We start from the raw sequence: 12103 nt of genomic DNA on the forward strand, positions 1-12103 counted from the left end.
CGAGGGTCTCGCAGATGCGACGCGAACGGCGGGCGTTGGCTAGCCGTTGCAGTTCGGCCCGGCGGCGGGTTCGCCGAGGGCCTGGGTGGTGCGGGTCGGGCCGGTGACGACCTGGCCGGTGTTGACGAAGATGTTGCCGTCACGCACCTCGGTCGGGAAACGGTCCAGGCCGCGGGGGGCCGGTCCGAACTGGTACTCGCCCCAGCGGTTGTAGCGCGACCCGTGGCAGGGGCACTCGAACCACTTGGAGGTCTCGCACCACGGGACACGACAGCCCAGGTGGACACACTTCTGGTAGATCGCCATGGCGGGCGACTCGCCGTTGAGCTCGGCGTAGACGCCGTCGCTGTCCTTGGAGGCGTCGTAGGCGACCATGTAGAGGCGACCGGCCGGGTACTCCAGGCGGCCACCACCATCGGCGATCTGGCCGAGGACGGTGTCGACGCTGCCCAGGTTGATGACGGCACCGAAGCCGCCGCCCAGGCGTGGCCAGATGAAGCCGAGGGCAGACAGGCCGAAGGCACCGGCGACGCCACCCCACGACGCCAGCCAGGCGTTGCGGAGGAACTGGCGACGGTCGGGACCGGTCGGCTTCTTGCGCTTCGGCTTCGCCGGCGCGCTGCCACCGCCACCGTCGGCCGCGGAGGCCATCAGGGCGATACCGATCCCGCAGTCGGGGTCGGCGAGGCCGGGCGTGACCTCACGGGTCCGCTGCGGTGTGGCGGCGAGTTCCGCGGCCATGGACTGCAGGATCGGGCGGAGCCACCAGAAGGCGAGGGCCAGGAGGCCGGCGACGGTGGCGAGGAGGAGAAGAGGAAGAGACATCACAGTCACCTAGATCTCGAAGAACAGGCCGTCGACCCAGGGCCACACCCAGTTGAAGCCCGGACCGCGGAAGAAGGAACCGATCAGGGTCAGGAGCGCAGACGCGCCGAGGAACATGCTCATGAGCACGTAGGCGAACTTGCGGTTCTCCGGCTTGACCGAAGGGTTCTTGTCCAGGTAGGGAATCGCCATCAGGCCCATGAGGCCGACGATGCCCGGCACGGTCACACCCGCGATCATCGGGTGGAAGTACCGCAGGAGCTCCTGCAGGCCGAGGAAGTACCAGGGCGCCTTGGACGGGTTGGGGGTCTGGTTCTGGTTGGCCAGCTCGCGCAGCGGGAACGCCGGCGTGATGGACAGCAGCAGGATGAAGGCCGTCACGGCCAGCAGGCAGACCAGCTCGGAGGACAGCAGGTGCGGCCAGGTGTAGACCTTGTCCTCCTGCTTGCCCTTGATCTGCTGGATGCCCGACGGGGGAACCATCGCGAGCAGGCGGTGGGTGTGCTTCTGCCCGGCCAGCTTGGCCTCGGGCGTCTGCAGGTCAGCGACCTTGCCCGACTTCGCCGACAGGGCCTCGGCCACGCGCTTCTGGCGTTCCTCGGCGCTCATCATGCCGGTGGGGGCACCGGCCTCGGCCACGGCGGTTGCGGCAGCGCCGCCACCTCCACCGCCGCCGCCACCGGCGGCAGCAGCCTTGGCCTTCTGCTCCTCGAACGACTTCGGGCCGAGCGTCTCGCCAGCGGCCTTCTTCTGGGCCCGGACGAACGCTGCCTTGGCCTTGGCACGAGCGATGCGCTCGCTCTTGCCCTCGGCGATCAGCTTGTCGTAAACGGCCTGGTCGATCTCGACTGATTCAGACATCAGTGCCTCCTACAGCGGACCGGAGATGCCGCCGTCCTTGCGGATCCGCCAGAAGTGGACCGCCAGGAACAGCGTGGTGACGAACGGGAGGGCAAGGACGTGCAGCACGTAGAAGCGCAGCAGCGTCTCGGGGCCGACCTCGACCCCGCCCAGCAGGACGAACTGGACCTGCTGGCCGAAGACCGGGGTGAATCCAGCCATCTGCGAGCCCACGGACACGGCCCAGATCGCCAGCTGGTCCCACGGCAGCAGGTAGCCGGTGAAGGCCAGCAGCAGCGTGAGGAGCAGCAGGATGACGCCGACGACCCAGTTGAACTCGCGCGGGGGCTTGTAGGCGCCGTGGTAGAAGACCCGCGCCATGTGCAGGAACACCGTCAGCACCATCAGGTGGGCCGACCACCGGTGGATGTTGCGTACCAGGTCGCCGAACTGGACCTGGGAGATGATCCGCTGCATGTCGGCGTAGGCGAGCTCCTGACCGGGACCCGCGGCGGGCCGGTAGAAGAACATCAGGAAGATGCCGGTGATGGTCAGCAGGATGAACAGGAAGAAGCTGGTACCGCCGAGGCAGTACGTGTAGGTCAGCTTCAGACCATGCCGCTTCACCTTCACGGGGTGCAGGTGGTACAGGATGTTGTTCATCGCGGCGAGGGCGCGGTCGCGCGACGTGTCGCGGTAGCCCTTGCGGTAGATGGAGCCCGGCCGGAAGATCGACTTCCAGACGACGTTGTCCTGAACCTGCTTCTTCAGCTCGTCCGGCTTCGGCGGCTTGGGGATGGAGAGACGTGACACGAGGGGTGAACCTTTGCGTTACTTCGGGCTGTGCACGGGGTGGGGTGGCCTAGGACTCCACGCGCCCGAGCCAGAGCGCGTCGGAGGGGCACCGCTCCACGCAGATGGCGCAGCGGGTGCATTCGTTGTCGTCGATGATGAACGTCGCCGACGAGGACTGGGCGAGCGTCATGACCTCGGGGTTCTCGGCGTCGGTGATGACGTCGGGCGCCAGCATCCAGATGCACTCCCAGGGACACACGTCCTCACAGGCACGGCACAGGATGCAGAGCTCGGGCGTCAGGCCGATGTGGCGCTTGGGCTTGACCCGCTCCTGCAGCCACGACGGGTCGACGGTCTCGATCCGGTAGTCGTCGTAGATCTCGGGGTGCAACCCCTGATCGGTGAGACCCATTACTTGTAGCCCCCTGACTGTTCGCGGGCTTCTTCACCGTCGGCGAGGCCGCGGGGATAGCGCTTCTGGACGGCCAGGGCGATGGCGCCGAAGAGGCCCATGGCCACGAAGGTCTCGACCATCACGATCGAGTCGCGGAACACCTGGTAGAAGTTGCTCATCACCACGAAGTCGCCGAAGGCGATCTGGCTGGGCACGATCTGGTCGGTGAGGGTGTCCTTGGAGCCGTCCAGGAAGTAGATCCATGCGGACGGGAGGATGCCGAAGGCCCACAGGGCCGCGATGAACGCCGCGCAGCAGCCGAGGGTCGCCGACACCCAGCCGTACTTGTCGCGCGTGCGCATGGCGCCGACGGTGAACGCCGCAGTCAGGGCGATGCTGCCGAGGGTGACGAACAGGCCCTGCCACGTGTCACCGAACTGCCACAGCTCCCGCATCACGTCGGGGATCGTGGTGAAGAACTCCTGGATCACGCCTGATCACTCACTTCGTCCACTTCGGTCAACCTTTCAACTGCCGGATGGCGGGAACACCGGGTCTCGATGCCGGCCTCGGGCGCTCTGGTCTCCATCCCGGCACGACATGCCTCGGATGGAGTGCTGATCCTACCCGGACGGGCCCTCGGGCTGCGAACCGTGGAGCGCTCCGAGGTGCCATTGGTTGCCGTTCGGCACCCCGACGGTTGCCGTTCGGCACCCCGTTCGGCTAGATCTGCAGCTCCACGTCGAGGTGTTCGGCCAGCAGCTCGGCCATCGCCTCGATCGACAGCGGTCCCGTGTGGCGGTAGCGGATGTCGCCGTCGGGAGCGACGAAGAGGGTCGTCGGCATCCCGAACCCGTTGGTGGCGTTGAAGTACTCCCCGCGTGGGTCGCGCACGAGGTCGTAGGTGATGCCGAGGTCCGCCACGAACGGCGGGGCGAGCGCCGGGGAGTCCTGGGTGTTGATGCCGATCAGGCGGAACCGACCGTCGGCGGCCTCGTGGACCTCCTGGAAGTCGGGCATCTCCGCGACGCACGGGGCACACCAGGTGGCCCAGAAGTTGATGACGAGGGGCTCTGCGCCGAGCCACCCCTCGACGTCGACCGGGGTGTCGTCGGAGAACGCGCACAGCTGGGCCGGCGGCAGTGCGTCGGGTTCGGACCGGGGCGTCAGGCTGTCGCCGTCGACCAGCGCCGGGTCGGCCTCGGCCGGGGCACCGCCGCAGGCAACCGTCGGGCCGCCGTCGGACTCCCCGCCCCCGGAGGCCAGGGCGAAGGCTGCCACGCCGAGCGCCACCACCGCGGCCAGGCCGACGAGCAGCGTGCGGGACCTGCCGCCGGACGGCGCACCCGCCGCAGCCTGCTCGGGGGCGGGGTCAGGGGTGGTCGGCAGCGATTCGGAACCGGGTGGCGTCGTCACGCCGCCCAAGGTAGTGCAGTGCCTCACTCCATCAGCGCCCGGATGTCGTCGGCGTCGAGCCGACCGGCGAACGGGCGGCCGTCGTCCATCACCCCGTCGAACAGGGCGGCCTTGCGCTGGCTGAGGTCCAGCACCTTCTCCTCGATGGTCCCGGCGGCGATCAGGCGGTAGACCATCACCCGTCGTGTCTGGCCGATGCGGTGCGTCCGGTCGATCGCCTGTGCCTCGGTCGCCGGGTTCCACCACGGGTCCAGCAGGAAGCAGTAGTCGGCTTCGGTCAGGTTCAGGCCGACACCACCCGCCTTGAGGCTGATGACGAAGACCGGTGCGCTGCCGTCCTTGAACGACCCGACGACGGCCTCGCGGTTGCGCGTCGCGCCATCCAGGTACACGTGGTCGATGCCCTCGCGGTCCAGCCGGTCGCGGACGAGGGAGAGGAAGCTCGTGAACTGGCTGAACACGAGGGCGCGGTGCCCGCCGGCCACGACCTCGTGGAGGTGGCTCACCAGCACGTCGATCTTGGCCGAGGCGACCCGTTCGTGGCGATCCTCGACGAGTCCCGCGTGCAGGCTGGCCCGTCGCAGGAGCGTCAGGGAGCGCAGGACGGTGAACCGGTGCTCGTCGAGGTCCGCCATCAGTCCCAGGACCTTGCGACGCTCGCGCTGCAGCCACCCGTCGTAGACCTTGCGATGGGCCGGCGTCAGCTCCACCGACAGGACCTGCTCCTGCTTGGGCGGAAGGTCGGCCGCGACCTCCTCCTTGGTCCGGCGCAGCACCAGCGGCCGGATGCGTCGACGCAGCCGGGCCAACCGCTCGCGGTCGTGGTTGCGCTGGATCGGGGTGACGTACATCTCCTTGAACACCGACGGGTTGGGGAACAGGCCGGGCGAGGTGATCGACAGCAGCGACCACAGCTCCATCAGGTCGTTCTCCAGCGGCGTGCCGGTGATGGCCAGCGCGAAGGGGACGGGCAGCCGACGAATGCAGCCGTACAGCTTGGACCGAGGGTTCTTCACCGCCTGGGCCTCGTCCAGCAGCAGTCCGGCCCAGCCGACCTCGGCGTAGGCCTCGGCGTCCAGGCGAAAACGCGTGTAGCTGGTGATGACGACGTCGGCCCCGGCGGCGACGGCCGTTGCGGTGGTGCCCAGCTTGGCGAGGGTGGCGTCGACGGTCCGGACGCACAGGTCGGGGGCGAACCGTGCGGCCTCCTGCTGCCAGCCGTGGACGACCGACGCCGGCGCGAGGACCAGGAACGGCGGGCCGTCGGGGTCGGCCTGCCGGGCGCGCAGCATCATCGCCAGCGCCTGGAGGGTCTTGCCCAGGCCCATGTCGTCGGCCAGGATCCCGCCGAGCCGGTGGTCCCACAGCAGCGCCAGCCAGGCGAGGCCCTCGTGCTGGTAGGGCCGCATCGTGCCGGCGAAGCCCTCCGGCACGTCGACTGCGGCCACCTCGGTCACCTGCTGCAGGGCCTCGACCTGTCGGCGCCACTCCTCGGCCTGGGCGGTGACCACGCCGAGCGTCGCCAGCTGCTCCCACAGGTCGACCTGGTAGCGACTGACCCGCAGCTGCCCGGTGTCGCGCTCCTGCAGGGCGCTGGCCTCCTCGATCAGGTCCCGCAGCCGCTCGAGCTCCGGCGTGCGCAGCGACAGGTGGGCACCGTCGGGCAGGACCAGGCGCGTCCGACCGTCGGCAAGCGCGGTGAACACGGTGCCGAGCGGGACCGTTCGCCCGTCGACCGACAGCGCCACGTCCAGGTCGAACCAGTCGCGTTCCTCCGGCGCCAGGCGTGTGGCGACGTGCACCTCGACGTCGTCGTCGACGTCGCGATAGTCCGGGAGGTCCCCCTCGACCTCGACCAGCGCGTCGGGGGTGTCCTGCAGCAGCGGCACGATGCGGGTGGCCAGGTCGATGGCGTCCTCCCCCCGCGCGGACCCGTCCCGCAGCGGCTGTCCCACGAGGGTGGTGACGCGGTCCCGCAACACCCGCTCGGCGGCCTGATCGCGCCACGGCTGCCGGCTGGTCCCGCTGTCCATCGGGCTGTCGCGGGTGGTGTCACCGATGGCGTAGCGCACGAACCACTCGGTCCGCAGCAGGTCCGGGCGCTCGGGGACGATCCGCAGCAGCATGGTCGGGGGGCCGATGGCGGGTGGCTCGAACGACCCGTCGCTGGAGGTGACGGGGGCAAGGCGTCGCAGCCGCAGGTACCCGTCGGCGGCGAACCGGTCCTCGTCCTCGGACGGGACGACGACCTCACCGCCGGTCAGGGCCGCCCGGCACAGGCTGGCGGGCGCCGAACGCACCAGCCCGGCCAGCACCAGCCCGACCTGCGGGTCGAGCGGATCGTCGGCGGCAGCGTCACGCGGATCGGGGGCGAGGACCACGCCGTGGGCAGGGTCGCCGAGGACGGCGAGCGGCGTTCGTCGAGCGTCGCCGACCCAGACCGTCGGGGCGACGACGTGGCTTCCGTCGGGCCGACCCGTGACGTCCACGCGCATCTCCGCGACGCCGGCCGGCAGCAGACCGACCCGCTCCCGGCCCGCCTGCCCCGTCACCAGCGACATGCCGGCGTCCACCGCGGCCGACAGCAACGACCACAGCTGGGCGTGGGGGAAGTCGGTCAGGTCCAGGTCCCGGGCGGCCGAGCTGTACGCGCCGAACTGCGAGGTCACCGCCGACAGCGCGTGGATGGCCTTGGCGACCCGCACGTGCTCGGGCTCGAAGGTGTGGCTGCTCCCCCAGCCGCGTCCCGACCACGTCGAGATCGTCCGCCACTCGAGGTTGCCGTTGACCCACCCGCGTGCGCCGGGTTCGACCAGCCGCGCCCCCACACGGCCGTGGTCACGGAGCTGGACGAGGATGCCCAGCGGGACCACGTCGGTGCCGGTGTCGTCGTTGCCCAGCGTCCAGGCGTCCAGCGCCCGGTCCCAGGCCGGACGCGGTGCCGCCTCTCCCCCTCCATCGACGTCCCCGGTCGTCGGCTGGGCCCCGATCAGGGCCACGGCCGCCACGTGCTTGCAGTCCCGCTGCATGGGGCACGAGCAGTCCCCACCCACGAACATCTGCAGGCCGCCTCGGACAACCCACACTGCCGTGGCGTGGTAGAGCCGCCCGCCGCTGCCCGACACGGTCCCGAACAGGGTCGTGTCGGCTGGGTTCCATGCGGCGTCCAGCACACGGCCGTCAGCGGCGTAGCGCAGGCCGCGGTCGGTGAAGACCGGGCCGAGGACGCGGGCCACATCGGCCCTGGACATCGCCGGGGGGCGGGACGACATCGAGCCCCCGGTCAGCCGACGACCTCGCCCGACGCGACGACCAAACGGACGTCGTCGTAGCGGGAGGGGTCCTCGAACGGGTCGCCGCCGAGGACGACGAGGTCGGCCAGCAGGCCCTGCCGTATGGCGCCGGTGTCCAGCGACAGGTACGCGGCCGCATCGCTGGTGGCCGACCGCAGCACCTCCGCGGGGGTCATGCCGGCGGCCAGCATCGCGCGGACCTCGGTGACCTCGATCCCCGGCGCGGTGCCCCCGTTGCCCAGGTCGCTGCCGTACAGCACCTCGCCACCGGCCTCCCGGAAGGCGGCGAGCGCCTCCAGGGCCGAGGGATCGTCACCCCGGATCTCCAGGGTCGGGACCAGCACCATCGCCGCCGCGGCTGCGGCCTGCATCTCCGCCGGGGTGACGTCGTGCAGCGGCAGGTGGCACAGCTCACGGACGCCGCCCTCGATGGCACGCTCGAGCGCGGCGGCGGATCCGCAGTGGGCCGTCGTGCGCAGGCCGCCCTCCCGGGCGGTGGCCACGATCGCCTGCAGCGTCTCGAGGTCGAACAGCGGCCGGCCCTCGGAGTCCTCCAGCGCCACCTTGATGATCGTTGCACCGGCGCCGGTCTGCTCCTGGACCGCCCGGATGGCGTCCTCGACGCTGGCGACCTCCCGTGCGGTGCCGTCGTCGCCCCACGACCGGCTGGGGTACCCACCGATCGGGGTGAGGATGCGTCCGGCGATCAGCACCTTCAGCGGGGTCGTGCCGATCAGCGACTGTGCGGCCGTCGGCGGGCCACCGAGGTCCCGAACGGTGGTCACCCCGCCGGCCAGCACCTCGGCGGGCGTGGAGAACTGCATGTGGACGTGGCTGTCGACGAACCCGGGGACGATCCAGCCGCCGTCCATGTCGAGGGTGCGCACGCCGTCCTCGGGGCGTTCGCCGACGCGGTGGATGCGCCGACCGAGCACGGTGACGGTGATCGGCTCGTCGGGGCTGCCCGGCTGGCGGACGCCGGTGATGGCGAGGGGTTCCATGTCCATGGGATCGCGATCCTCCAGCTGCTCGACGTCGACCCCGTCGGGATCATCCTCGCTGCACGCGGGCAGGGCGACCGTCATTCCCGCCGCAGCGAGGACGCCCGCCCGGCGCAGTACGTTCCGCCGGGACAGTGGCTGGCCCCCGGGGACGGGACCGCTACTCGGCAAGGGTGGCCGCAACGCGTGCCGCCGCCGCGACCGTCGCGTCGATGTCGTCCTCGGTGTGGGCGGTGGAGACGAACATGGCCTCGTAGCCCGACGGCGGCAGGTAGTGGCCCTCGGCGAGCATGCCGTGGAAGAAGCGGCCGTAGCGGTCGTGGTCGGCGGCCCTGGCGCCCTCGTAGTCGGTGACTGCGGTGTCGGTGAAGAACAGCCCGAAGAGGTTGCCGACCCGCTGGATGCAGGCGGGGACGCCGGCGTCGGAGAACGCCTCGGCCAAGCCGTCGATCAGCCGGTCGGCGAGGGCGTCCAGACGCGCGTAGGCGTCGGCGTCGAGCAGTCGCAGCTGGGTCAGGCCCGCGGCGACGGCCACCGGGTTCCCGCTGAGGGTGCCGGCTTGGTAGACCGGCCCGACGGGGGCCAGCTGGGACATGATCTCGCGCCGTCCGCCGAACGCGGCGAGGGGGAACCCACCCCCCACGACCTTGCCGAAGGCGATCAGGTCGGGTTCGAGGCCCAGCAGCTCGGTGGCGCCGCCGCGGGCCAGGCGGAAGCCGGTCATGACCTCGTCGACGAGCAGCAGCGCCCCGTGGTCGCGGGTGATGTCGCGGAGGAACCGGTGGTAGCCGTCCGCGGCGGGTACGACGCCCATGTTGGCGGCGACCGGTTCGCAGATGATCAGGGCGATGTCGTCGCCATGGGCCTCGAAGGCGGCGGTGACGGCGTCGCGGTCGTTCCACGGGACGACGATGGTGTCGCCGGTGGCTCCCGCGGTCACGCCGGGTGAGTTGGGCAGGCCGAGGGTGGCCACGCCGCTGCCGGCCTCGACCAGGAGGGCGTCGCCGTGGCCGTGGTAGTGGCCGGCGAACTTGATGATCTTGTCCCGGCCGGTGAACCCGCGGCCGACGCGGATGGCGCTCATCGTCGCCTCGGTGCCCGAGGAGACGCAGCGGACCTGGTCGACGCCGGGGATGCGCGCCACGATCTCCTCGGCGAGCTCCACCTCACCGCGGGTCGGCGCCCCGTAGGAGGACCCCGTCCGGGTGGCGTCGATGGCGGCGGCGACCACGTCGGGGTGGCTGTGGCCGAGGATCAGCGGCCCCCACGACATGACGTAGTCGATGTAGGTCCGGCCGTCCTCGTCGGTGACCCGCGGGCCCTCCCCCTTCGCCATGAACCGCGGCGTCCCCCCGACACCACGGAAGGCGCGGACGGGCGAGTTGACGCCGCCGGGGATGACGGCCTCGGCACGGGCGAACAGCGACTCGGACACGGGCACGGAAGCAGGTGTGGTGGTCACGGGCCGCAGGGTAGCGTCGAGCCCGTCGACCGACGACGCCAGCAGGCTCAGCGGTTGCCGTCCAGCCAGCGAACGATCGTGCTGCGCCAGCCCGGCCGTTCCTCCACGACGTCCGGGCCGTCCCAGGTGGTGGTCATGTTGATGCCGTCGAGCGCGTCGGCGACGCCGCGGCGGACCTTGCTGCTCCACGAGCGACAGACGGTGACGGCAGTCGCCGCCCCGCCGACCGTCCAGGCGCCGAACGTCAGGCCGAACTGTCCGAGGTCGCTGAAGCCGCCGGCTGCGTCGGGGATGATGGTCGCCGCCGCAAATCCGAACGCCGCCCCGGCCAACGTCGAGCCGGCAGCGATCCCCACGCCGGTCTTCTGGATCTTCCGGGTGTCGGCCTCGAGGGTGACGACCGTCTCGTCCTCGATCGCCTCGACGGTGACGTCGACCTCGTCGAGCCCGCGGAGGACACCGCTCGCCCGGGGGCTGCCCAGGCCGCGCTTGATCTCGGTGACGAACCGGGCGTCCTTGCCCCAGCGCTGCCGGTCGGCGCTGGCACCGCGCATCCGCATGCCCTCGTCGGTGGTCATCCAGCGGTCGACCGCCTGCCGGGCGGCCTCGATGTCGACCGGGACCGACGTCGCCCCGACGATGCGGGCCGGGCCGAGCAGGCGTTCGGCCATGCTGGGCTCGTGCTCGACGGCTCCGGCGAGCCGGACGTCGAGGGCTGCTCGGCGCACGAGGTCCGGGGCGACGCCGAGCTGGCCAGCCACGTCGGCGACCTCTGCCAGCGTCAGGCCGTCGGGCCGCCCCCGATGGGCGTCCTGCAGCTCCAGCGCCCGGGCGATGACCCGTTCGGCGTGGGCACGGTCGAGCCGGACGGGGTCGCCCGACGACGCGGGCCGAGAGGCCGGCACGACCGGCAGCTCGCTGCCGACGTCCGGGGCTGTCGTGCGCGTCGCGTCGGCGACGGGAGGGGGCGGGGCGTGCTGGACGGCCTCGCCCGACTCGGGCCGTTCGTCCATCTCGTCGTGCCCCTCCTCCTGTCGATCAGCTGCCGACGCCGCCGTTGACCTTGTCGGTGTCGGGCAGGCCCTCGGGGACCACGCCGAAGTTGTCGTCGTACAGCGCCTGGACGCGGTCGAGCTCCTCCGGCGTCAGGTCCCGCTTGTCGGGGGCAGCCGCGAACTCCGCGATCTGGTCGCTGCCGTAGATGTTGGGGAGCGTGGTCACGCAGCGGTCGTGGGACAGCACCCACTTCAGCGCCGCCTGGCCCAGCGTCATGCCCGTGCCCGCCCCGTCCTCGGTCAGGAAGTCGAGCGTGGCGACCTTCTGGACACCCTCGATCAGCCACGAACGGGGACGGTGGCGCCGGTGGTCGTTCTTGGGGAACACGTGGTCGGCGGTGAGGTTGCCCTCGAGCATCCCCGAGGAGTGGGGGACCCGCACGATCATCGTCCGGCCGGTCTCCTCCGCGACCTCCAGCAGCTCCTTTCCCGGCGACTGCTCCAGCATGTTGAAGATCATCTGCATGCCGTGGACGTCACGGGTGCGCATGGCATGCACGCCCTCCTCCAGCCACCCGATCTTCGGGCCCAGCGCCACGCCGTAGGCCCGGATCTTGCCGGCCTCCTTGGCGTCCTCGAGGAACGCCCACAGGTCGTCGGCGTCGATGTGGGCCATCCGCGGGTTGTGCAGCTGGTAGAAGTCGATCGTCTCGACCCCCAGCCGCTTCAGCGAGTCGTCCAGCCGCTGGGAGATGTAGGCCACGTCGGTGCGGTGGGCCCGCTCCTGCTGCCCGACCCGCTCGTGGTCGGAGGTGATGTCGTAGCCGAACTTGGTCGCGATGACGACCTCGTCACGGATCGGCGCGATCGCCTCGCCCAGCACCTCCTCGGCGTAGCCCTCGGCGTAGGCGTCGGAGGTGTCGAAGAACGTGATGCCGTGGTCGAAGGCCTCGCGGTGCAGGCGAAGCGACTCCTCACGGGTGTAGTCCCCCCACCATCCGGTGGTGACGGTCCAGTTCCCGAAGCCGACCTCGGAGACATCGATTCCCGGTGCAAGCTGGCGATAGCGCATGGGTCCGAGC

General features: G+C 71.0%; 11 protein-coding genes. All 11 read right to left on the reverse strand.

What is annotated here, in order from left to right:
• Positions 1-39 precede the first annotated feature (39 nt).
• The gene (locus DVS28_RS22690; RefSeq protein ID WP_114593486.1) at positions 40-825 is read right to left on the reverse strand and encodes a QcrA and Rieske domain-containing protein; all 786 of its coding nucleotides are present in this window, start codon (positions 823-825) and stop codon (positions 40-42) included.
• Between the two features lie 9 nt (positions 826-834).
• Positions 835-1686 (reverse strand): cytochrome b family protein, encoded by an 852-nt coding sequence (locus DVS28_RS22695; RefSeq protein ID WP_216826235.1) that lies wholly within the window; start codon positions 1684-1686, stop codon positions 835-837.
• A 9-nt stretch (positions 1687-1695) separates the two neighbouring features.
• A complete protein-coding gene (gene extP / locus DVS28_RS22700) occupies positions 1696-2463 on the reverse strand; it encodes a selenite/tellurite reduction operon b-type cytochrome ExtP (protein WP_420810909.1) in 768 nt (255 codons plus the stop codon).
• Between the two features lie 64 nt (positions 2464-2527).
• Positions 2528-2872 (reverse strand): NADH-quinone oxidoreductase subunit I, encoded by a 345-nt coding sequence (locus tag DVS28_RS22705; RefSeq protein ID WP_108667361.1) that lies wholly within the window; start codon positions 2870-2872, stop codon positions 2528-2530.
• The gene (locus DVS28_RS22710; RefSeq protein ID WP_114593487.1) at positions 2872-3345 is read right to left on the reverse strand and encodes a hypothetical protein; all 474 of its coding nucleotides are present in this window, start codon (positions 3343-3345) and stop codon (positions 2872-2874) included. Before DVS28_RS22710 ends, DVS28_RS22705 begins: the two co-directional genes overlap by 1 nt.
• Positions 3346-3577: 232 nt before the next feature.
• Positions 3578-4270: a TlpA family protein disulfide reductase gene (locus DVS28_RS22715; protein ID WP_164710914.1), complete on the reverse strand. Its 693-nt coding sequence runs from the start codon at positions 4268-4270 to the stop codon at positions 3578-3580.
• 23 nt (positions 4271-4293) lie between these two features.
• The gene (locus tag DVS28_RS22720; protein ID WP_164710915.1) at positions 4294-7542 is read right to left on the reverse strand and encodes a DEAD/DEAH box helicase; all 3249 of its coding nucleotides are present in this window, start codon (positions 7540-7542) and stop codon (positions 4294-4296) included.
• 11 nt (positions 7543-7553) lie between these two features.
• Complete coding sequence (locus DVS28_RS22725) at positions 7554-8648, reverse strand: amidohydrolase family protein (RefSeq protein WP_114593490.1); 1095 nt, start codon at positions 8646-8648, stop codon at positions 7554-7556.
• Positions 8649-8724: 76 nt separating this feature from the next.
• Positions 8725-10026 (reverse strand): glutamate-1-semialdehyde 2,1-aminomutase, encoded by a 1302-nt coding sequence (hemL, locus tag DVS28_RS22730; RefSeq protein WP_114593491.1) that lies wholly within the window; start codon positions 10024-10026, stop codon positions 8725-8727.
• Between the two features lie 47 nt (positions 10027-10073).
• Positions 10074-11039 (reverse strand): hypothetical protein, encoded by a 966-nt coding sequence (locus DVS28_RS22735; protein ID WP_114593492.1) that lies wholly within the window; start codon positions 11037-11039, stop codon positions 10074-10076.
• Between the two features lie 25 nt (positions 11040-11064).
• Positions 11065-12093 carry an aldo/keto reductase gene (locus DVS28_RS22740; RefSeq protein ID WP_114593493.1) on the reverse strand — a complete coding sequence of 343 codons (1029 nt, stop codon included), beginning with the start codon at positions 12091-12093 and terminating at the stop codon, positions 11065-11067.
• Between the last annotated feature and the right edge of the window lie 10 nt (positions 12094-12103).

This window comes from Euzebya pacifica, assembly GCF_003344865.1.
GTDB lineage: Bacteria > Actinomycetota > Nitriliruptoria > Euzebyales > Euzebyaceae > Euzebya > Euzebya pacifica.

What these genes read in the sequence shown, in the direction of transcription:
- DVS28_RS22690 (WP_114593486.1), bottom strand. Translation starts at nt 825, where the DNA reads ATGTCTCTTCCTCTTCTCCTCCTCGCCACCGTCGCCGGCCTCCTGGCC.
- DVS28_RS22695 (WP_216826235.1), bottom strand. Translation starts at nt 1,686, where the DNA reads ATGTCTGAATCAGTCGAGATCGACCAGGCCGTTTACGACAAGCTGATC.
- DVS28_RS22705 (WP_108667361.1), bottom strand. Translation starts at nt 2,872, where the DNA reads ATGGGTCTCACCGATCAGGGGTTGCACCCCGAGATCTACGACGACTAC.
- DVS28_RS22720 (WP_164710915.1), bottom strand. Translation starts at nt 7,542, where the DNA reads ATGTCGTCCCGCCCCCCGGCGATGTCCAGGGCCGATGTGGCCCGCGTC.
- DVS28_RS22725 (WP_114593490.1), bottom strand. Translation starts at nt 8,648, where the DNA reads ATGACGGTCGCCCTGCCCGCGTGCAGCGAGGATGATCCCGACGGGGTC.
- DVS28_RS22735 (WP_114593492.1), bottom strand. Translation starts at nt 11,039, where the DNA reads ATGGACGAACGGCCCGAGTCGGGCGAGGCCGTCCAGCACGCCCCGCCC.
- DVS28_RS22740 (WP_114593493.1), bottom strand. Translation starts at nt 12,093, where the DNA reads ATGCGCTATCGCCAGCTTGCACCGGGAATCGATGTCTCCGAGGTCGGC.